Annotated in this window: 17 protein-coding genes; 12 read left to right on the plus strand and 5 right to left on the minus strand. The window is 67.7% G+C overall.

Features of this window, described 5'->3' with window-relative positions; genetic code table 11:
• Positions 1–42: 42 nt before the first annotated feature.
• Positions 43–825 carry a Crp/Fnr family transcriptional regulator gene (locus WT97_RS08965; RefSeq protein ID WP_059500685.1) on the minus strand — a complete coding sequence of 261 codons (783 nt, stop codon included), beginning with the start codon at positions 823–825 and terminating at the stop codon, positions 43–45.
• 920 nt (positions 826–1,745) lie between these two features.
• Here WT97_RS08965 and WT97_RS08970 point away from each other — a divergent pair.
• The 4 genes from WT97_RS08970 (at position 1,746) to polX (ending at position 6,648) form a co-directional block, all read left to right on the plus strand.
• Positions 1,746–2,528: a Crp/Fnr family transcriptional regulator gene (locus WT97_RS08970; protein WP_059500684.1), complete on the plus strand. Its 783-nt coding sequence runs from the start codon at positions 1,746–1,748 to the stop codon at positions 2,526–2,528.
• A gap of 11 nt (positions 2,529–2,539) precedes the next feature.
• Positions 2,540–3,946, plus strand: coding sequence for an undecaprenyl-phosphate glucose phosphotransferase (locus WT97_RS08975; protein ID WP_059500868.1), 1,407 nt, complete (start codon positions 2,540–2,542; stop codon positions 3,944–3,946).
• A 383-nt stretch (positions 3,947–4,329) separates the two neighbouring features.
• Positions 4,330–4,722: a TraR/DksA family transcriptional regulator gene (locus WT97_RS08980; RefSeq protein ID WP_059500683.1), complete on the plus strand. Its 393-nt coding sequence runs from the start codon at positions 4,330–4,332 to the stop codon at positions 4,720–4,722.
• Positions 4,723–4,872: 150 nt separating this feature from the next.
• Positions 4,873–6,648: a DNA polymerase/3'-5' exonuclease PolX gene (gene polX / locus WT97_RS08985; RefSeq protein WP_060036186.1), complete on the plus strand. Its 1,776-nt coding sequence runs from the start codon at positions 4,873–4,875 to the stop codon at positions 6,646–6,648.
• Positions 6,649–6,693: 45 nt separating this feature from the next.
• Here the strand turns inward: polX and ald are convergent, their stop codons facing one another.
• A complete protein-coding gene (gene ald, locus WT97_RS08990) occupies positions 6,694–7,809 on the minus strand; it encodes an alanine dehydrogenase (RefSeq protein ID WP_060036185.1) in 1,116 nt (371 codons plus the stop codon).
• Between the two features lie 297 nt (positions 7,810–8,106).
• Between ald and WT97_RS08995 the strand changes: the two genes are divergently transcribed.
• The 5 genes from WT97_RS08995 to WT97_RS09015 all read left to right on the plus strand — a co-directional run bounded on the left by WT97_RS08995 (position 8,107) and on the right by WT97_RS09015 (position 15,107).
• Positions 8,107–8,523, plus strand: coding sequence for a DUF3995 domain-containing protein (locus WT97_RS08995; RefSeq protein WP_059500867.1), 417 nt, complete (start codon positions 8,107–8,109; stop codon positions 8,521–8,523).
• 726 nt (positions 8,524–9,249) lie between these two features.
• Positions 9,250–9,990: a gluconate 2-dehydrogenase subunit 3 family protein gene (locus tag WT97_RS09000; RefSeq protein WP_059500866.1), complete on the plus strand. Its 741-nt coding sequence runs from the start codon at positions 9,250–9,252 to the stop codon at positions 9,988–9,990.
• Entirely contained in the window at positions 9,990–11,768 is a 1,779-nt protein-coding gene (locus WT97_RS09005) for a GMC family oxidoreductase (RefSeq protein ID WP_059500680.1), read from the plus strand. Before WT97_RS09000 ends, WT97_RS09005 begins: the two co-directional genes overlap by 1 nt.
• Positions 11,765–13,192 carry a cytochrome c gene (locus tag WT97_RS09010; protein WP_059500679.1) on the plus strand — a complete coding sequence of 476 codons (1,428 nt, stop codon included), beginning with the start codon at positions 11,765–11,767 and terminating at the stop codon, positions 13,190–13,192. The genes WT97_RS09005 and WT97_RS09010 overlap by 4 nt, the downstream gene beginning before the upstream one ends.
• Positions 13,193–13,391: 199 nt before the next feature.
• Positions 13,392–15,107, plus strand: coding sequence for a cation:proton antiporter (locus WT97_RS09015; protein ID WP_060036184.1), 1,716 nt, complete (start codon positions 13,392–13,394; stop codon positions 15,105–15,107).
• A gap of 105 nt (positions 15,108–15,212) precedes the next feature.
• On the opposite strand, the gene WT97_RS09020 is transcribed toward WT97_RS09015, so the two are convergent.
• Complete coding sequence (locus tag WT97_RS09020; protein WP_060036183.1) at positions 15,213–17,102, minus strand: penicillin-binding protein 2; 1,890 nt, start codon at positions 17,100–17,102, stop codon at positions 15,213–15,215.
• 423 nt (positions 17,103–17,525) lie between these two features.
• The gene (locus WT97_RS09025) at positions 17,526–17,873 is read right to left on the minus strand and encodes a DUF3564 family protein (protein ID WP_059500676.1); all 348 of its coding nucleotides are present in this window, start codon (positions 17,871–17,873) and stop codon (positions 17,526–17,528) included.
• A gap of 649 nt (positions 17,874–18,522) precedes the next feature.
• Between WT97_RS09025 and WT97_RS09030 the strand changes: the two genes are divergently transcribed.
• Positions 18,523–19,734 (plus strand): SDR family oxidoreductase, encoded by a 1,212-nt coding sequence (locus WT97_RS09030; RefSeq protein WP_059500675.1) that lies wholly within the window; start codon positions 18,523–18,525, stop codon positions 19,732–19,734.
• Between the two features lie 55 nt (positions 19,735–19,789).
• On the opposite strand, the gene hpaR is transcribed toward WT97_RS09030, so the two are convergent.
• Positions 19,790–20,230, minus strand: coding sequence for a homoprotocatechuate degradation operon regulator HpaR (gene hpaR / locus WT97_RS09035; protein WP_027782888.1), 441 nt, complete (start codon positions 20,228–20,230; stop codon positions 19,790–19,792).
• 152 nt (positions 20,231–20,382) lie between these two features.
• Between hpaR and WT97_RS09040 the strand changes: the two genes are divergently transcribed.
• Positions 20,383–21,072 carry a fumarylacetoacetate hydrolase family protein gene (locus WT97_RS09040; RefSeq protein ID WP_059500674.1) on the plus strand — a complete coding sequence of 230 codons (690 nt, stop codon included), beginning with the start codon at positions 20,383–20,385 and terminating at the stop codon, positions 21,070–21,072.
• Positions 21,069–21,833: a fumarylacetoacetate hydrolase family protein gene (locus WT97_RS09045; protein WP_059500673.1), complete on the plus strand. Its 765-nt coding sequence runs from the start codon at positions 21,069–21,071 to the stop codon at positions 21,831–21,833. The genes WT97_RS09040 and WT97_RS09045 overlap by 4 nt, the downstream gene beginning before the upstream one ends.
• Positions 21,834–21,849 lie beyond the last annotated feature (16 nt).

Genomic DNA, 21,849 nt, shown 5'->3' on the forward strand with positions numbered 1-21,849 from the left:
ACGCCGGCGGCGCAGAAGCGCCGTCCCGGCCCGGTGCGCCGGTCACGCGCGTGACGCGGCCGGCACGCCCGAGTCGGCCGACAGGATGCGCTTCATCTCGTCGCGCACGATCGCGCGGCAGCCGCACGACATTTTTTCGAGGCCGTCGAGGTCCGCGAGCTCGATCGAGCTGCGGTATTGCCGGATCAGGCCGAGCTTCTGGATTTCGCCGGCTGCGTCCGTGACCGTTTCGCGCCGCACGCCGAGCATTTGCGCGAGCATGCTGTGCGTCACCTGGATCTCGATGCTGCGCGTGCGGTCGAACGCGAGCAGGAACCATCTGCACAACTGATGTTTTAGCACGTGATGACGGCTGCAGAACGTGATCTGCGAGACCTGCGCCATCAGCAGCCGCACGCCGACGAACACGAGATGGCGGATCACCGGCGACGCATCGAACGCGGCCGCGAAGACGCGCCGGTCGAGCCGGTAGACGAAACCGTCGCGGCACGCGACCGCGCGGCAGGGCATCCGGCCGCTGCCGCCGATCACGTCGTCGCAGACCACGCCTTCGCTGCCGATCTCCGCGACCTCCAGCGTCATGCCGCCGGACGACACGTACTGCAGCGAAATCGCGTTCGTGACCGGCAGGTAGACCGCGGCGAGCATTTCGCCGGGTTCGCATAGCACCTGCCCGGATTTCAGGTGAACGAGCTGCAGGTGGGGTGTCAGCGTGGCGAGTTCGTCGCGGTCGATGGCCGCGAGAAACCGGTTGGCGTCGAAGCTGTGGGAAAGCTCGATCACGCCGTTCGCATACGCGACGGCGTCGGCGGCCTGGTGAGTCACGGCGCATCCTCGCAGGTTGGCGGTCGCGCGTCGTTTCGGCGAACCCCGGAACGGGATTTCGCACGATCGTGCGGACTTTTGTTGATCAAAAACGGAATGACGATACTCGCGAAAAAGGCTAGCACGCAATTGAATTCGAGCAATTCCGCATTCTGTCATTTCACAAAGTTTGACGATTGCAATTGAGCCGGAACGTTATATCGATTTAATGATTCGTTTTCCCGGAATTAATCATCCGGAAATGGAATCATGAGCCTGCTTGTCATTCTATGTCGACCGGGAATCAATCTATCGACATGGCGAATCGTACAGCGAAAGTGGCGAGATGGCGTTGAACATTATTTGACAAATTAATGGGGTCAACCTGATTTGTCATTAAAATCAATGGCTTGATTGTGATATGTGCGGTAACGGACAGAGCCGCGAATTAGTGTATCGATTCAAATTTGAGACAGTTTGAAACGAGCGTGTGCGGTGCGGCGATGGCGCGAAATGCTGCGCCGCACATCAAGAAAACAATTGAAAATCGGCTGTAAGTATTTGAACGATAAGCGTCGCGGCCGCCAACCGGCCGTCCTGGCCCGAGGCAAGGGAATTGATCAGTCGAATGCTCGCTGTGTCCGTCGCGCGGGAGAGTGTCCGGAAATGAGACGCTTTTTGGGATTTGGGGACGGTTATTCGGCGGCTCTAAATCGGATGTGATTCATATATTAAGGACGGGCGGGTATTGGCACGTAAATCGCTTATTCGGGCTGGCGTGTCGAAACGGGGCAGTCGACTCAATTCGGCGATGACAAGCCGATGATCAGTCGGATTCAGGGTTGTGGGCCGCAACCGCTGTCAATGTCCGGGCGCGCATCGAGATAACGAGTTCCGTGCCTGCTGCTGCCGGCGGCGCGGACGATAAAAGGGATACAGACATGCTTCATCTTCACTCGAGCTATTCGGCGAACGCCATCCTTGCTGCCCTCCCGGAGGACAGCATCCGCGCCATCGCACCGCATCTCGAACTGGTCAGGATCAAGGCCGGGATGCTCGACCGGGTCGGCGAGCCGATGCGCCACCTGCATTTCCCGACGACGGCGATGATGTCGGTGCAGCACCTGATGGAGGACGGTGCGATGGTCGAAGTGGCGGTGGTCGGCCGTGAGGGTGTGGTCGGGCTGGGGACGCTGGTCGGCGGTGTCGCCGCATCGAACCGGGTCGAGGTGCGTATCGGCGGAATGGCCTATCGCGTGCCGAGTTGCGTGATGCGCGCCGAATTCGAGCGATCGGCGCAGACTTACCGGCTGCTGCTCAACACTTGCCAGGCGACGATGGCGCAGATCTCGCGCAGTGCGCTGTGCAACCGGCATCACTCGGTCAGCGAGCAACTCAGCCGCTGGCTGCTGCTCGCGCACGACCGGATCGACGGCGACGAGCTGGCCGTCACGCAGCAGACCATCGCGAACATGCTCGGCGTGCGGCGCGAGGGGGTGACGGAAGCGGCCGGGAACCTGCAGGAAGCCGGGCTGATCCGGCAACGCCGCGGCCGCATCACGGTGCTCGACCGGCACGGCCTCGAACATCAGGCGTGCGAGTGCTACGACCTGATTCGTGCCGACTATCGCCGGTTGCTCGGCACGCGCGCAAATGCGAGGCCGGCGACGGTTCGCCCGCGCATGCCGGATGCGCATTTCGGATTCCCCGCGCACGGTGCGTGACGATGCAGTCGATGTCCGGTGGAACGAATGCAATGCGGCGTGCCGCGATCGCGGCGGCCGACGTCGCGCTCGTGCTGGCCGGGACGCTCGTCGCGCAGGCGGCGTCGGGTCTCGGATGGCATGAACTGTCCGATGCGCAACGCGGTTCGATCGCGCTGCTGTGCGTGCTGACGGTGGCGTTGCTGCCGCGCTACCTGCGCACCGTGCCTGGCGGTGTGGCCGTGCAGGGCGGCGCGCACGTGCTGACGCACACGCTGGTGGCGGTGATGTGTGCGAGCGTGTTGACGGTGGCCGGCACGATGTGGATCATGAATCGCGGCGGCACGGTGACCACCCGCTGGATCGTGCGCACGGTGCTGGCCGGCGACGCGGCGCTGCTGCTCGGCCGCGCGGCGCTGCTGGCGCTCGCGCTGACGCGCGGCGACCCGCGTGCGCGGCAGCGCCGCGTCGCCGTCGTCGGCGCAACGGCTTACGGGCGCGTGGCGATCGAGCGGATGCAGCTCGCGCCGAACGGCCCGTTCGTGCCCGCATGCGTATTCGACGACGATGCGCAGGCCGCCGCGGGCGGCATCGGCGGCGTACCGGTGATCGACGACTGGAACACGCTCCGCGACCTGATTCGCGGCGGCGACATCGACGAGGTCTGGCTCACGCTGCCGATGTCGCACGAGTGGCGGATCCACCGCATCGTGCGCGAGTTGCGCGACGAGTTCGTCGAGTTGCGGCTGTTGCCCGACGTGCGGCAGATGGCGATCGTCGATCGCTCCGCGACCGACGTGCTCGGCATGCCGGCGATCAATCTCGCGACCACGCCGCGCTCCGCGCCGGAGTTGTGGGCAAAGTTCGCGTTCGACCGGCTGTTCGCGTTCGGCGTGCTGATTCCGTTGCTGCCGCTGCTGGCGCTGCTGGCGATCGCGGTCAAGCTGTCGTCGCCGGGGCCCGTGCTGTTCAGGCAGCGCCGCAAGGGCGTCGACGGCCGCGAGTTCGACATCCTGAAGTTCCGGACGATGCGCGTGCATCGCGCCCAGCCCGGCGTCGTGCGGCAGGCGTCGCGCAACGATGCACGCATCACGCGCGTCGGCGCGTTCCTGCGGCGCACGTCGCTCGACGAGCTGCCGCAGTTCTTCAACGTGCTGTTCGGGCAGATGTCGGTGGTCGGTCCGCGTCCGCACGCGATCGAGCACGACGACTTGTATCGGCAACTGATCGACTGCTACATGTACCGCTACCGCGTGCGGCCCGGCATCACCGGCTGGGCGCAGGTGAACGGCTATCGCGGCGAGACGCGCAAGATCGAGGCGATGGAGGCGCGCGTGAAGCTCGATCTGTTCTACATGCAGAACTGGAGCTTCTGGTTCGACATCAAGATCATCCTGATGACGGTGGTGCGCGGCTTCGTCGGGCGCAACGCGTTCTAAGGATACCGAATCATCGAGGCGACGCCGTGCGCGCGATCGTATCGACTGCGTGATGCCGGTTCGCGAGAACGGAAGGATGCACCGTGGCCGCACGGGAAATTGCTGCGCTGCGGTTGCGCCGGCGGCCTTCGCGGTGCGCGCCGCAAGCCGGGATTGCGCGTCGGTCCCCAGTTTCCGCGCCGCTGCCGCTGCATGACGGGTACGCCGATTTCGGTCAACACACGCGTGTTCAATGGGTTTATCCTGCGTCGAATGCGTCCGGCGTTTCGCACGTCCGGCCGCCCATCCGGATGCGGCGGCGCAGTCGTGCCTGCGTGCCGTGCACCGGCGCGATACCGCGCGCCGCTCTTTTTCGCGCGGAACCCGGAACAGGAGAGACGGCCATGTCGCTCGACCCACAACAAAGGCAGACGCTGAAGCAGCGGCTGAACGAGAGCGAGCAGGCGCTGCGTGCGGAGATCCGCACGAGCGAAGACCAGCGCGCGTCGGAATCCTATGCGGATCTGGCCGGCGCGGCGCCGGACGAGGGCGACGAGGCGAACGCGGACCTGTTCGTCGACGTCGATCATGCATTGATCGGCATGAAGCTGACCGAGTTGCGCGCGATCGGCCGCGCCCAGCAGCGGATGCGCGACGGCAGTTACGGCGAATGCATCGACTGCGATGGCTCGGTCGGTTACGAGCGCCTGCTGGCGCGTCCGACCGCCGAGCGCTGCGCGCATTGCCAGTCGCTCTACGAGCGACGCTACGCGACGACGCCGCGCGCGTCGCTCTGACGTCGCGGCTTGAACCGCGCTGCACGCGACGCGCGGCCGGCGTAGGATGACCAACGGGCGCCCGGCGGCGTCGATATGCGGCGCCGGGCGGGCAGACGCCGTCGCGCACGCGCGCGGCGCGACATCCACGTGGAAGGAGCCACGCCGATCATGCCGATCCACAATGCCGAGTGCGCGGCCGTGTTCGCCGAGATCGCCGACATGCTCGAGATCCAGGGCGCCAACCCGTTTCGCGTGCGTGCGTACCGCAACGCCGCGCGCACGGTCGCCGACTACGGCCGCGATATCCCGACGATGATCGCGAACGGCGACGATCTCGCGAAGATTCCGTCGATCGGGGCCGATCTCGCGGCGAAGCTGCGCGAGATCGCCGCGACCGGCACCTGCGAACTGCAGCAGACCTTGCGTCATGCGTTACCGGGCGCGATCGTCGAGCTGCTCGATGTGCCCGGGCTCGGCGCGAAACGCGTGAAGGCGCTGCATGACGCGCTGCACGTCGATTCGCTCGAACAGTTGCGCGCCGAAGCGAAGAGCGGGCATGTGCGCGAGCTGCCGGGCTTCGGCGCGAAAACCGAAGCGCATCTGCTCGAAGCGATCGACGATCGCCTGCAGCGCGAGCCGCAACGCTTTCTGCTGCCCGACGCCGCGCATGCGCTGATGCCGTTGCTCGAACGCCTGCGTGCGGTGGCCGGCGTCGGCAAGGCCGTGCCGGCCGGCAGCTTCCGCCGCCGCCGCGAGACGGTCGGCGATCTCGACATCCTCGTCACCGCACGCGAGCCGGTCGCGGTCGCCGAAGCGTTCGTCGGCCACGCCGACGTGGCGCGCGTGCTCGCGCACGGCAAGACCCGGTCGAGCGTGACGCTTGCCAGCGGGTTGCAGGTCGACCTGCGCGTCGTCGATGCCGATGCGTTCGGCGCGGCGCTCGTCTACTTCACGGGATCGAAGGCGCACAACATCGCGCTGCGCAGGATCGCGCAGGCCGGCGGCCTGAAGATCAACGAATACGGCGTGTTTCGCGGCGACGAGCGGATTGCCGGCGCGACGGAGGCATCGGTTTATGCGGCGATCGGGCTGCGCGAGGTGCCGCCCGAGTTGCGCGAGGATCGCGGCGAGGTCGATGCGTCGCGTGCCGGCACGCTGCCGGCGCTGGTCGAGCGCAAGCATCTCCATGGCGACCTGCACGCGCATACCGATGCATCGGCCGGCCGCGACGGCCTGCGCGCGATGGCCGACGCCGCGCGTGCACGCGGGCTCGCGTACCTGGCCGTCACCGACCGTGCCCCGCCCGATGGCGCTCGGGACGGCTTCGACTGGCTTGCGCGCCAGATCGACGAGATCGATCGCGTCAACGCGACGTTCGACGATTTCGTGTTGCTCAAGGGCGTGGAAGCCGGCATTCGCGAGGACGGCAGCCTCGACGTACCCGACGCGATGCTCGGCCGGCTCGATCTCGTGGTGGGTGCGGTACGCGACGGTTTCGACCTGCCGCGCGGCGCGCAGACCGATCGCATGCTGCGCGCGATGGACCATCCGCATTTCACGATTCTCGCGCATCCCACCGGCCGCGTGCTCGGCGAACGCGACGCCTGCGCACTCGATGTGCCGCGCGTGCTCGCGGGGGCCGCCGCGCGCGGCTGCTTCGTCGAACTCGATGCGCAGCCGCGGCGATTCGATCTGCCGGACGTCTGGTGCCGCGAGGCCGCGAAGGCCGGTGTACTGGTGGCGATCGGTTCGGATGCATGCAGCGCGGACGAACTCGACAACCTCGCGTTCGGTATCGATCAGGCGCGGCGCGGCTGGCTGACGCGGCAGGACGTGCTGAACACGCGCACGCTCGCGCAACTGCGGCCGCTGCTGGCGCGCACGATGAGCGGTGCGGGCAGCGCGGGCGGCGGCGCGAAGCGGAGCCGATCGAAGGGCGCGTGAACGCAACGCGGCCGGCCGCGTTGCGTGCAACGCATGCCGGCATGGTCAAGCGAGCACGCCGGTCGCCGGCACGTAGGGCAGGCCGAGCGCCAGTGCGACCGCTTCGTACGTGATGTGCCCGTCGCACACGTTCAGGCCCGCACGCAGATGCGGATCGTCGAGCATCGCCTGTTTCCAGCCCTTGTCGGCGAGCGCGAGCGCATGGCCGAGCGTTGCATTGTTCAGCGCAAAGGTCGACGTGCGCGCGACCGCGCCGGGCATGTTCGCGACGCAGTAGTGGACCACGCCGTCGACGACGAAGGTCGGCGCCGCGTGCGTGGTCGCATGCGAGGTCTCGAAGCATCCGCCCTGGTCGATCGCGACGTCGACGACGACCGCTCCCTTGCGCATCGTCGCGATCATGTCGCGCGTGACGAGCCGCGGCGCCGATGCGCCCGGCACCAGCACGGCGCCGATCACGACGTCGGCATCGCGCACGGCTTCGTCGACCGTTTGCGCATTCGAGCAGACGGTCGCGATCCGGTTCGCGAACACGAGATCGAGCTGGCGCAATCGGTTCACGTTGTTGTCGAGCACGGTGACGCGTGCGCCCAGGCCCACCGCCATCTGCAGCGCGCCGGTGCCCACGACGCCCGCGCCGAGCACGACGACGTGCGCGGCCGGCACGCCGGGCACGCCGGCCATCAGCAGGCCGCGGCCGCCGCGCGGGCTTTCGAGGTGGGTCGCCGCGACCTGGATCGACATGCGGCCGGCCACTTCGCTCATCGGGGCGAGCAACGGCAGGCCGCCGCCCGGGCCCGTCACGGTTTCGTACGCGATGCAGACCGCGCCGGATTTCACGAGCGCGGCGGCCTGATCGGGATCGGGCGCGAGATGCAGGTACGTATAGAGGATCTGGCCGCGCCGCAGCATCGCGCATTCGGCCGGCTGAGGCTCCTTGACCTTGATGATCATGTCGGCGCGCGCGAAGATTTCGTCGGCGCGGTCGCTGAGCGATGCGCCCGCTGCCGTGTAGTCGTCGTCGAGCAGGCCGATCGCCGTGCCCGCGCCGCGTTGCACGAGCACGCGATGGCCGTGCCGCACGAGTTCGCGCGCGCCGGCCGGCGTGAGGCCGACGCGGTACTCGTGGTTCTTGATCTCTTTCGGCACGCCGATCAGCATGAGTCGCCTCCATGGCCTTCGTTATCGTCGTCGTGCGGGCAGCCGCTCGCGTAGCGGCGTGCCGACCGCAGTACTGGAATAACAGGGTAGTTGTGCACGGAGGGAAGTCAAGCGGCCGGCCAGCGCGACGACGCATGCGCACTGCGACGCAACATGCGCGGCTATCGGTTGCGGCCGTTGCGACCCGACGTCGCAATGCGCGCGTGGCCGGGTTTCGGTATCGTCATGCGGGCGGGGCCGTGGGCCGGAGTGCTTTCGGCAAAACGACGAGACGACGAGACGAGGACCTTGATCGACATGACCGGTGCGTATTTCAGCGTGCCGATGCTTTGCGCCATCGCGTTCGTGCACGTCTACTGGGCGTTCGGCGGGCGGCTGGGCAAGCGCGCGGCCATTCCCGAGCACGACGGCGTACCGCTGTTGCGGCCGACTGCCGTCGGCACGCTCGCCGTCGCGGCGGCATTGCTGGGCGGCGCAGGCGTGGTCGCCGCGCGTGCCGGATGGCTCGGGCGCAACGCGTATCCCGGCACGATCGCGTTCGCGGTCGTTGCGCTCGCATTGATCTTCGCGGTGCGGGCCGTCGGCGATTTCCGTTACGTCGGCTTCTTCAAACGGATTCGCGGGTCGCGTTTCGCGCGGATGGACACGCTGTATTACTCGCCGCTGTGCGCGGCGCTGGCGTTGTCGATCGCGTCGATGTTCTGGCCGTGGTGAGGGGAAAGCCGCGCGCGATTCGGCACGCGTGCGTGTCGGTCGGCGTCAGGTATTCGGCCGGCCCGGCATCGTGGGTATGCATAGGAGGGGGAACTACCGGAGCGCGGTCCAACTCGACATCGCCATCCGAGCGGGCGTCCCCGGAAAGCGACACGCGGCCCTCGCAGCCCCCGCGGCCCTCACGCCTCTCACGCCTCTCACGTCCGGCACATCTCCCGCGCTCCGCTCGTTTGCCCGACCGGCGAAGGCGTCGCCATCTCGCCATCCTTGCACATTCAGTCTTGCAGTCTTCCCATTGTTGCTAATTTCGATGCACTGAATTGCATCGAACCCTCTAGTAATGGAACCGGTTCCATATATAATTCGCCGCACTCGTCGCCCGGCCGGAAAAGAGGGTCGTGCACGTTGCGCTTGCTGTCCGCGGACGCGACGTCTAAGTTGAACAAGGGTCGTGGGCGATGGCGGGTAGATGCCGGCCGATGCCGGTATTTGTCCGACGATAGGGCCCGCGAAGAGGTCGAGCCGCGCAGCGCCGCCGGCGCCGGGGCGACGTGCGGCTGCGTTGACGGCACCGCTGCGGACTGCGTTGCCGGACGTCTGCATCGAGGTAGTGCGCAACACCGAAAGAACATGGCGACCGGCCGCCCGCGGCACGGCTGCCTGCCGGGCACGCGGCATGCGGCATGCGCGCGTCCGAACCCGATCCCCAACGATCAACATCCGACCATGTCCACGCCACCTGACAAACCCAATTCGCGTCGCCGTTTCCTGCGCACCTCGGTCGCGCTCGTGCCGATCGCGTCGGTCGCCGGCTGCGACCTGCGCTCGTCCTCGTCGTCCGCGACGACGGCCGGCAACGCGTCCACTGCGTCGGCCAGCGCCGAACGCGCGCCGTACAAGCCGACCTTTTTCGATGCGAAGGAATGGGCGTTCGTCCAGGCCGCCGTCGACCGGCTGATTCCTGCCGACGCCGAAGGCCCCGGCGCACTCGAAGCGGGCGTGCCCGAATTCATCGATCGCCAGATGGAGACGCCGTATGCGCACGGCGCGACGTGGTACATGCAGGGGCCGTTCCAGCAGGGCGTGCCCGAGCTCGGCTACCAGTTGAAGCTGGTGCCGCGCGACATCTACCGGCTCGGCATCGCGGCCGTCAACCGCTATTGCGAAAAGGCGCACGGCAAGGCGTTCGCGGATCTCGACGCGCCGACGCGCGACACGGTGCTCGGCGCGCTGGAGAAGGGCAGCGCACAGATCGACGACGTCCCGCCCGGCGTGTTCCTCGGCCAGTTGCTGCAGAACACGCGTGAAGGCTACTTCTGCGATCCGGTGCATGGCGGCAATCGCGACATGGCCGCGTGGAAGATGATCGGTTTCCCGGGCGCGCGCGCGGACTTCATGGATTTCGTCAACCAGAGCGGCAAGCCCTATCCGTACGGCCCCGTCTCGATCAACGGGGAGCGCAGCTGATGGCCGCAGATAAGAAGCCGCACGTCGATGCGGTGATCGTCGGCTTCGGCTGGACCGGCGCGATTCTCGCGAAGGAACTGACCGAAGCGGGCCTGAACGTCGTCGCGCTCGAGCGTGGCGAATACCGCGACACCTATCCGGACGGCGCGTACCCGAACACGATCGACGAGCTGACCTACAACATCCGCAAGAAGCTGTTCCTCGACTTGTCGAAGACGACCGTGTCGATCCGCCATGGCCTGCAGGACACCGCGCTGCCGTACCGCCAGCTCGCCGCGTTCCTGCCGGGCGAAGGCGTGGGCGGCGCGGGGCTGCACTGGTCGGGCGTGCACTTCCGGATCACGCCCGAAGAGCTGCGTCTGCGCAGCCACTATGAAGAGCGCTACGGCAAGAAATTCATCCCCGAAGGGATGACGATCCAGGATACGGGCGTCACGTACGACGAGCTCGAGCCGCATTTCGATTTCGCCGAGAAGGTGTTCGGCACGTCGGGGCAGGCGTACAAGGTCGGCGGCAAGGTGGTCGGCGACGGCAACGTGTTCGAGGCGAACCGCAGCGACAATTTCCCGCTGCCCGCGCAGCTCAATACGTATTCGGCGCAGCGCTTCTTCGATGCGGCGCACTCGCTCGGCCTGCATCCGTACCGGCTGCCGTCGGCGAACACGTCGGGGCCGTACACGAACCCGTACGGCGTGCAGATGGGCCCGTGCAACTTCTGCGGCTACTGCAGCGGCTACGCGTGCTACATGTACTCGAAGGCGTCGCCGAACCTGAACATCCTGCCGGCGCTGAAGCAGGCACCGAACTTCGAGCTGCGCTCGAAGTGCCACGTGCTGCGCGTCGACCTCGACGACACGAAGAAGCGCGCGACCGGCGTGACCTACGTCGATCCGGCCGGGCGTGAAGTGCACCAGCCGGCCGACCTCGTGATCGTGGCCGCGTTCCAGTATCACAACGTGCACCTGCTGCTGCTGTCGGGCATCGGCAAGCCGTACGACCCGGTGTCTGGCGAAGGCGTCGTGGGCCGCAATTTCGCGTACCAGAACCTGTCGACTATCAAGGCGTTCTTCGACAAGGATACCTACACGAATCCGTTCATCGGCGCGGGCGGCAACGGCGTCGCGGTGGACGATTTCAACGCGGACAACTTCGACCACGGCCCGCTCGGCTTCGTCGGCGGCTCGCCGCTGTGGGTGAACCAGGCCGGCGTGAAGCCGATCAGCGGCATCGCGACGCCGCCCGGCACGCCGCAGTGGGGCTCGGCGTGGAAGAAGGCGGTGAAGGACAACTACGCGCACACGATCTCGATGGACGCGCACGGCACCAACATGTCGTACCGCGACGTCTATCTCGACCTCGATCCGACCTATCGCGATTCGTACGGGCAGCCGCTGTTGCGGATGACGTTCGACTGGAAGGACAACGACATCAGGATGGCGCGGTACGTGACCGGGCAGATGAAGAAGATCGCGGAGGCGATGGGGCCGAAGGCGATCGGCGTGTCGACGCGCGAGTTCGGCAAGCACTTCGACTCGCGCCAGTACCAGACGACCCACCTCGTCGGCGGCGCGATCATGGGCACCGACCCGAAGACGAGCGTGCTGAACCGCTATCTGCAGTGCTGGGACGTGCACAACGTGTTCGTGATGGGCGCGTCCGCGCTGCCGCAGGGCATCGGCTACAACCCGACCGGGATCATCGCGGCGCTGGCCTACTGGTCGGCACGCGCGATCCGCGAGCAGTACCTGAAAAATCCCGCCCCGCTGGTGACCGCATGAAGAGGACGATGAACCACCACAACGCCGCGCGCCGCATTGCTCCGCTGCGGCGCGCGCTGGCGATCGGCGCGGCATGGGCGGCATTCGGTCTGCCAGGCGGCGCCGCGTTCGCGCAGCCGGCGTCCGCGCCGGCCGCGGCTTCGGGCCCGGCGGCCGCACCGGCGGCGCTGTCCGCCGACGCGGCCCTCGTCAAGCGCGGCGAATACCTTGCCCGCGCCGGCGACTGCATCGCATGCCACACCGCGAGCGGCGGCAAGCCGTTCGCGGGCGGGCTGAAGTTCGACACGCCGATCGGCGGCATCTACTCGACGAACATCACGCCGGACCCGAAGACGGGCCTCGGCGGCTGGACCTACGAGGACTTCACCCGCGCGGTGCGCGAAGGCGTGCGCAAGAACGGCGACACGATGTATCCGGCGATGCCGTTCCCGTCGTATTCGCGGTTGACCGACGACGACATGAAGGCGCTGTACGCGTACTTCATGCACGGCGTCGCGCCCGTCGAGCACGAGAACCGCGCGGTCGACATCGTGTGGCCGCTGTCGATGCGCTGGCCGCTCGGCATCTGGCGCAAGATGTTCGCGCCGTCGCCGAAGCCGTTCGACGCGGCGCCGTACACCGACCCGGTGGTCGCGCGCGGCGCGTATCTGGTGCAGGGGCTCGGCCACTGCGGCGCGTGTCATACGCCGCGCGCGCCGACGATGCAGGAGCGCGGGCTGACCGACGCGGACGGCCTCGACTTCCTGGCCGGCGGCGCGGCGATCGACGGCTGGGTGCCGACGAGCCTGCGCGGCGAGCCGCGCACGGGCCTCGGCACGTGGAACGAGGCCGAGATCGTGCAGTTCCTGAAGACCGGCCGCACGCTGCGTACGGCCGCATTCGGCGGGATGACGGACGTGGTCGGCCACAGCATGCAGCACATGACCGACGACGACCTGAACGCGATCGCGCGCTACCTGAAGACGTTGCCGCCGCGCGTGCAAGGCGAGCAGCCGCACGTGTACGACGCGGCCGCGGCGAAGGCGCTGCAGACCGGCGACGCGAGCAAGCCGGGCGCGGCCGTCTATCGCGACAACTGCATGGCCTGCCATCGCAGCGACGGCCACGGCTATACGCGCGTGTTCCCGGCGCTCGCCGGCAACCCGGTCGTGCAGGGCGACGATCCGACCTCGCTGATCCACGTCGTACTGGAAGGCAGCGCGCTGCAGGGCACGCGCACCGCGCCGTCAACCTTCACGATGCCGCCGTTCGGCTGGCGCCTGTCGGACCAGGAAGTCGCGGACGTGTCGAACTTCGTGCGCACGAGCTGGGGCAACACGGGCGCGCCGGTGACCGCCGCGCAGGTCGCGAAGGTGCGCAAGAGCGTGCCGTCGACGCGGCCCGAGCCGCCGCCGGGCGCGCGGTTCCCGCAAGCGTCGCGCTGACGGGCGCCAGCCCGCCGGCTGCCCGGCCCGCGCGACGTGCGGCCGGGCTTGCGACGCGTTTCCCCTGCGCAGGGGTTGCACCCCGCCAATATGCGCCGCCGCGTTGAAATTTTCGCGGCGGCGCGCCATTTTTCCGCCTCATCCCGTATCCTTTCACTCTTGAACCTTACTAAATCGTTACAAGAGCTTGGGAGGGGGGATGCCTCATGACGTCAGCCTGATTGCATTGCTCGCGGCCGGTTTCGGTCTCGCGATGATCTTCGGTTATCTCGCGTCGCTACTGAAAATGCCGCCGCTCGTCGGCTATCTGCTCGCGGGGATCGTGATCGGCCCCGGCACGCCCGGTTTCGTCGGCGACCTGTCGCTCGCGCAGCAGCTCGCCGAGGTCGGCGTGATGCTGCTGATGTTCGGCGTCGGTCTGCATTTTTCGCTCGGCGATCTCCTCGCGGTGCGCAAGATCGCGCTGCCGGGCGCCATCGTGCAGATTACCGTCGCGACGCTGCTCGGCGGCGGGCTCGCGCTCATGTGGGGCTGGAGCCTCGGTGCGGCGCTCGTGTTCGGGCTCGCACTGTCGGTCGCGAGTACCGTCGTGCTATTGCGCGCACTCGAAGGGCGGGGGCTCGTCGAGACGGTCAACGGGCGTATCGCGGTGGGCTGGCTGGTCGTCGAGGATCTCGTGATGGTGCTCGTGCTGGTGCTGCTGCCGCCAGTGGCGGGGCTGCTCGGCGGCACGCCGCCCGGCGACGCGCATGCGGCCGGCGGCAGCGTATGGGGCACGCTCGGCGTCACGATGCTGAAGGTCGCGGCGTTCATCGCGCTGATGCTGGTGGTCGGCAAGCGCGTGTTCCCGCGCATTCTTTGGCTCGTCGCGCGCACCGGCTCGCGCGAGCTGTTCACACTGTGCATGATTGCCGCGGCGGTCGGCATCGCGTTCGGCGCGGCGAAGCTGTTCGACGTGTCGTTCGCGCTCGGCGCGTTCTTCGCCGGGATGATGATGCGCGAGTCGGAATTCAGCCGGCGCGCGGCCGACGAGACGCTGCCGCTGCGCGACGCGTTCTCGGTGCTGTTCTTCATCTCGGTCGGCATGCTGTTCGACCCGAAGGTGCTGCTCGACGAGCCGCTGCACGTGATCGAGGTCGCGGCCATCGTGCTGATCGGCAAGACGCTCGCGGCCGTCGCGCTCGTGATCGCATTCCGCTATCCGCTGAACACGGCACTGACCGTGGGCGCCGGCCTCGCGCAGATCGGCGAATTCTCGTTCATTCTCGCAGGCCTCGGCCGTGCGCTCGGGCTGTTGTCGGCCGAAGGACAGAGCCTGATTCTCGCGGTCGCGCTGATCTCGATCGCGATGAACACGCTGCTGTTCGCGCTGATCGATCCGGCGCTCGCATGGATCCGCAAGCATTCGGCGTTCGCGCGCAAGCTCGAGGCGCGAGACGATCCGCTCGCCGCGCTGCCGATGTCGACGCCGCAGACGCATCTGACCGGGCAGGTCGTGATCGTCGGCTATGGCAAGGTCGGCACGCGGATCGCGCATGCGCTGGACGAGCGCGGCATCGCGTATGTCGTCGTCGAGCAGAATCGCGAACTCGTCGAGAAGCTGCGCGCGGACGGCATCGCGGCCGTGTCGGGCGACGCGATCGAGCCGATCGTGCTCGTGCAGGCGCATATCGCCCGCGCCGGGATGCTGGTCGTGACGCTGCCCGACGTGTTCGACGTGCGGCAGATCGTCGAGATCTCGCGCACGCTGAATCCGACGCTCGAGGTCGTGCTGTGCACGAACAGCGGCGACGAGGCCGCGCTGCTGTCGAGCGAGGGCGTCGGCACCGTGTTCATGGGCGAGACCGAGCTCGCGCGGGGGATGACCGAGCACGTGCTCGGGCGGATGGCGAAGCCGGCCGCGGCCGCGCATTGACGGCGCGCGGCCGCGATCGGCCCTGCGTGCGCCGGTCTCGGCGGTGCGTTCCTGGAGAGCGGGGTGGGACGGGGCGATGCGGACACGGCATCGCCCGTGGCGCCGTCAGCCGGCGGTAGCCGCCTTCGCGGGCGCGGGGAGCCCGGATTGCGCGGTCGTCTTGAGCGATGCCGACGGTTTCTGCGCGACGGTCGTCGCCGCCGCTTTCGGCGCCGCGGCCGTCTTCTGCGGCGCGGCGGCCTTCGCCGGCGCATTCTTCTCCGGTTCGACCGGTGCATCGGGCGGCACGCCGAGCAACTGCAGCGAGCCGCTCGTGACCGACGCGAACACCGGGCCGGCCACCGTGCCGCCGTAGTAGCCCTTGCCGCGCGGCTCGTCGATCATCACCGCGACGATCAGGCGCGGGTCGCTCATCGGCGCCATCCCGGCGAACAGCGCGCGGTACTTGCCCTTCGCATAGGTCGCGCCGACCTGCTTGCGCGCGGTACCCGTCTTGCCGCCGATCCGGTAGCCGTCCACGCGCGCGCGGCGCCCCGTGCCGCCTTCACCCACCGCCATCTCGAGCATCGAGCGGATCGCGGCTGCCGTTTGCGGCGACGTCACGCGGTGGCCGCGATGCGCGTCGATCGTCTGCTGGTCGGTGCCGTTCTTCAGCAGCGACACCGGGTGCAGCGTGCCGTCGCCCGCATAGGCCGTGTAGGTCTGCGCGATCTGCAGCAGCGACATCGACAGCCCGTAGCCGTACGCCATCGTCGCCTGCTCGATCGGCCGCCAGCGCTTGTAGCCGCGCAGCCGGCCCGCTGCGACGCCCGGGAACGTCAGTTCCGGTGCGCGGCCGATCCCGTACTCCTGGTATTTGTTCCAGATCGTTTCGGCGGGCAGGTTCAGTGCGAGTTTCGCGAGCGCGACGTTGCTCGACTTCTGCAGCGCCTGCGATACCGTCAGCGACCCATGGTTCGACGTGTCGTGGATTACCGCCGGGCCGATCTTGTAGGTGCCCGGCGACGTGTTGATGATCGTGTTCGGCGTGACCTTGCGCTCGTCGATCGACAGCGCGACGACGAGCGGCTTGATCGTCGAGCCCGGTTCGAACGTATCGATCACCGCGCGGTTGCGCAATTGCTGGCCGGTGAGGCGGGCGCGGTCGTTCGGGTCGAAGGTCGGATAGTTCGCGAGTGCGAGGATTTCGCCGTTCTTCGCGTCGAGCACGACGACGCTGCCGGCCAGCGCGTTGTTCTCGATCACGGCGGCCTTGAGCTGGCTGAATGCGAGCTGCTGGATGCGGCGGTCGATCGTCAGCTCGATCGTCGCGCCGTGCTGTGCGGGGACGAGCGGGCGCGTGTCCGACACGATGCGGCCGAGCCGGTCGCGGATCACCTCGCGCTGGCCCGACGTGCCCTGCAGGCGTGCGTTCGCCGCGAGCTCGACCCCTTCCTGGCCCTTGTCCTCGACGTTCGTGAAGCCGACCACGTGCGCGGCCGATTCGCCTTCCGGGTAGAAGCGCTTCGAATCGGCGATCTGCGTGATGCCGTCGATCGCGAGCTTGTCGAGCCGGCTGGCGGTGTCCGCGTCGACCTGCCGCTTGAGCAGCACGAACGTCTTGTCGTTGCCGAGACGCCGCTTCACCTCGACGAGCGGCATGTCGAGCAGCTTCGCGATCTGCGGGTAATCGGTGTCGGCGACCTGTTTCGGGTTCGCCCAGATTTCATAGGTCGCCAGGCTGACCGCGAGCATCGCGCCGTTGCGGTCGACGATGCGCCCGCGCATCGCGTCGAGCTCGATCGTGCGCTGATAGCGCTTCTGGCCCTGGCCGACGTAGAAATCCTGGTTGGCGACCTGCACCCAGAAAGCGCGCGCGATCAGCGCCGCGAACGCGAGGAACACGACCACCACGATCAACCGTGAGCGCCACATCGGCAGGCGCGAAGCGAGCATTGGATTCTTGGTCGCCGTCGCGTACGGATCGGCAGGGTGGGTCTTCTTTTTCACGCTCATGCAATGGCCGGGGTCGGGCCGCCGGACGGCGGCTGGTCAGTCTGAATAATGCGATTGTAATAAATGAGTAAACATCGTGTGGGGAAAGTATGTTCCGGCCCCGCAAAAAGACGAATGGAAGGCAGCCTGGAAAAGGGGGAAGAGCAGGAAAGGCGCGGCCGAGTGCGGGATTTCGCACCGGGTGCGGAGGATTAAATACGGACGACTCATCGCATGCCGACCCGGGCGGTCTCCGGCGAGGCTCGATGGCGATCGTCCCGGCGTACGATCAATTGCCCGCGCCTCGGTTATTTCTTTAATCCCGAAAATGAAAAGCGCCTCCAGTCGAGGCGCCATTCATGCTGAATATCGAAATGAATATTACTTCTACCGGAATAAACCCGAAAACCGCAGACGATTGACGTCAATAGTACTTGTCGATATCTATCGGGCAACGGAAATAAATTCCCGGTATTCCGGCTGGGTCGTGCAGGTATCGACAGCCTGCAGGCGCCACGCGCCGTCGGGGTGCTCGCCGGCGAGCACCGCGGGGCCCTGTTCGCGCTGCGTCGCATCGAACGACAGCCCCTTCAACTGGCAGACGGCATTGCCGCCGTCGGCCGCGCAGAGCGCCATCGCGCCCTCCACGTCGCGGACCTTGCCCCAGGTTGGAAGGTCGATGCCCTGGTGTGCCTCGCGCGACCACAGCCCTTCGTCGGTATCGACCCACAATACCGCGAACGAATGCCGGGTTGCCGATTCGCTGCCATTAATCCGAATGGTGAGGCGCATTGCATCGTCTCCTGAAAAAAATGACACATTCGACCGTTTGGACTTGAACAGTCTAGATAGACTGGTGTGAAACGCAAGTGATAATCCGCAATAAATCCGTATCGAGTCTATTTCGGTTTCAGATGAAACGACGTCTGACGATGCATGGTCTTCCCGATGCGCCAGCACACACGGGCGATACCGGCAACGACGATGTCCGGGCGGGCACGCGCGGTGACCCAGACATGGGATGACAGGGCCGCCGGCCGCGTCGATCGGTCGCGCACCGGCCGCCGTCGAAACCGGTGCGATCGACGCGCTGCGGAGCCGGTCGAATGCAGCCGGACCGAACCTCTCGGCGCGTCGACGCGGCGGCCGGCACGACACACTCCGACAATCGCGTACAAATCGGCACACTTTCACGAAACTTTCGGGACAGACTTGCATGCGGTCCGGCCCCACACTGGAAGCTTCCCGATCCTGTGCGACGGACGCCCGTCCGCGCCGGCTGCCGCCGCCTCGTGCCAGAGCGCGATCGACGCGATCGCTGGCCGCATGCCCGATCGGGAGCCGCCGGGGCGCGCGTCAGCCCCGGCCCGGCCAGTGAGCCGTGCGCCGCCCGCAACCGCGGGTGCCGCGCCGCCTGGCCGACTCTTCGAAGGAGACTATCGTGCTGATCTGGAAAACCGCGTTGTCGCTGAACTGGCGGACGAGCCTCGTGTCGCCGGCCAGCGCACCGGTCGCGGCGGCGAACGTCGGACGGCTGGTGCTGACCGGCGCGACCGGCTTCATCGGCAGTACCGTGCTGACGGCGCTCGTCAATGCAGGGCTGCTCGAACGCATCGTCTGCGTCGTGCGCGCGCAGGATCGCGGCCACGCGGTCGCGCGGCTGCGTGAAGCGGCGCTCCGCGCGGGGCTCGCGCCGTACTGGGCGTCGCGCCTGACCGATGCGAACGTGATCGTCGGCGCGCTCGCCGACGTCTGGCACGGCGCCGATGCGCCGCGCCTGGCCGGCGCGACACACGTGATTCACTGCGCGGGCCATGCGTCGCCGGCCGACGGCGCGCACCTGCAGGCCGACATCGCCGATGCGGTGCGCTTCGCCGAACGCTTTGCGCGCGCGCCGCGCCTGCAGCGCTTCGTCTACGTCGGCACGGCCTACGCGCATGCCGGCCGTGGCGGGATCGTCCAGGAGGAGGCGGAACGCGACGCGGGGAACGATGCCGCGCCGGGCGGCGAAGGCCTGCCGGGCGCGGTGCTCGCGGCCGGCTACCTGCACGCGAAGGCGCAGACGGAACAGCGCCTGCGTGCGCTCGGGCTGCCGCTCGTCGTCGTGCGGCCGTCGCACGTGGTCGGCCACACGGTGCTCGGTACGCGGCCCGCGCCGAATTCGTTCTGGATGTTCCGGCTCGCGCATGCGGCGCGCCGCTTCACCGCGCGGCCGATGACGCGCATCGACATCGTGTCGGTGGACGACGTCGCGCGCGCGACGATGCTGCTGGCCGTCAAGCCGACGCTCGCGCACGACGTCTATCACGTGTCGGCCGGCGACGAGGCGCCGCAGGTCGCGCAGATCGTGCGCGCGATGGACGAGGCGGCGGGGATGACCGGGGCGCCGCGCTACGCGGCATGCGCGCCGGCCGAACTGCCGCTCGTCGTGCGCGACGTGCTCGGGCGCCGCGATCCGGCACTCGAGCGCGTGATCGGCCGGGCGTTGCAGCGCTGCGGGGAATTCGCGACAGTCGATCGCGTGTTCGACAATCGCCGCGTGCGCGACGAAATCGATTTCGAGCCGTTGCCGTTCATCGATTACGTCGAAGAGTGCATGCGCACGTCGCGCGGCGTGGCCGTGACCGAGCTGATGCGCGGCGCGATCCACTGACCGCCCGCGTCGTACCGGCGCCCGTTCCCGCACGTGGCGGGCGCGGGCGCCGCCTTTACGCGTGGCTGCCGAGCTCGATGAGCCGGTCGAGCGCGCGGTAGATGTCCTCGAGGCCGTCCTGGCCGAATCGCGATTCGAGCTGACGATATTGCTCGTCGATGCGCGGACCGATTTCCGTCACCAGTTTCCTGCTTTGCGGCGTCAGGCTGACCAGCAGCCGGCGCTGATCCTCCTGCGCGCGCATGCGCGTAATCAGGCCGTCGCGCTCCATCCGTTCCAGCACGCCGGTCAGGCTCGGGCTCAGGATGCAGCAGCGTTTCGCGATCTGCCCGGCTTCGAGCGCCTGCGCCGGTTCGCCGTCGAGCACGCGGATGATCCGCCATTGCTGTTCGGTCAGCGAGAATTCCTTGAGAATGGGGCGAAACAGGCCCATCAGCGTTTCGCGGGCCTCGAGCAGCAGCATGGCCAGGTTGCGATGGTCGAGCGTACGGTTCATCAGGGTGAGCAGAGGACGGGGACGCATCAATCTTAACAGCCGAAGCTGATGAATTTCGTGTATCAGGGTAATCGAGGTTGCCAGCGCCCAATTGTTTACTTAAGATATTAACTATTGACGATGCGCCGCGACGCGCGGCAGGGGAATGACGCATGGAGCTGTCTTGCACGACCGCCGCGGCGCCGCCGTTGCCGGTCGCCATCGGTACCGTCTACGGCGCGCTGCTCAACGAGCGCGCGGCGCTCGCCGCGCTCGGCGATGCGGTGAACGCACCGCCTTACGGCCGCCCGCCGCAGGCGCCGATCCTGTACATCAAATCCGCCAACACGCATGTGGCCGACGGTGCTGCCGTCGTCGTGCCGGCCGGCGTCGACGCGCTCGAGATCGGTGCGTCGGTGGCCGTCGTGTTCGCCCGGCGCGCGACGCGCGTGGCGGCCGCGCAGGCGCTCGACTACGTGCACGGCTTCACGCTCGCGAGCGACGTGTCGGTGCCGCATCCCGACTACTACCGTCCGGCCGTGCGTTTCAAGTGCCGTGACGGCTTTTGCCCGCTCGGCCCGGCGATCGTGCCGGCTGCCGCGCTCGCCGACGTCGACGCGATCGGCCTGACGGTGCGGATCGATGGCGAGGTGGCCGCGTCCGCATCGACCGCGACGCTGATTCGCCCGGTGCGCGAGCTGATCGCCGACGTGACGGCCTTCATGTCGTTCGACGCGGGCGACGTGCTGCTGCTCGGCGTCGCGGGCGGCGCACCGCGCGCCCGCGCGGGCAGCACGATCGAGATCGCCGCGGCCGGTATCGGCGCGTTGCGGCATACGTTGATTGCGGAGGAAGCACGATGAAGACGGCGCGCGTGATCTACAACGGCGCACTGCATGCAGCCGAACCGGCCGGCGACGGCGCGATCCGCCTCGATACGGGGCGCGTGCTGGCGGAGGATGCGGTGGCATGGCTGCCGCCCGTCGCGCCGCGTACGACGTTCGCGCTCGGCCTGAACTACGCCGACCATGCGAAGGAACTCGCCTTCAATGCGCCGAGCGAACCGCTGATCTTCCTGAAGGGGCCGAACACGTTCGTCGGCCACCGGTCGCGCACGGTGCGCCCGGCGGACGCCACGCACATGCACTACGAGTGCGAGCTGGCCGTCGTGATCGGCCGGCCAGCGCGCCGCGTGAGCCGCGCGCAGGCCATCGACTACGTGGCCGGCTATACGGTCGCGAACGACTACGCGATCCGCGACTATCTCGAGAACTACTACCGTCCGAACCTGCGCGTGAAGAACCGCGACACCTGCACGCCGCTCGGGCCGTGGTTCGTCAGCCGCGACGAGATCGGCGACGCGGGCGACCTGACGCTGCGCACGACGGTGAACGGCCGGCAGACGCAGCGCGGCAGCACGCGCGACATGGTCTTCGACGTGCCGGCGCTGATCGAGCACATCAGCAGCTTCATGACGCTCGCGCCGGGCGACCTGATCCTGACCGGCACGCCCGAGGGGCTGGCGGACACGCAGCCGGGCGACGAGGTCGTGACCGAAATCGAAGGGATCGGCCGGCTCGTGAACACGATCGTCGGCGAAGCAGACTACTATCGCGCCGGCTGAGCCCGTCGCCCAAGGA

This window comes from Burkholderia sp. MSMB1459WGS, from assembly GCF_001534535.1.
Classification (GTDB): Bacteria; Pseudomonadota; Gammaproteobacteria; order Burkholderiales; family Burkholderiaceae; genus Burkholderia.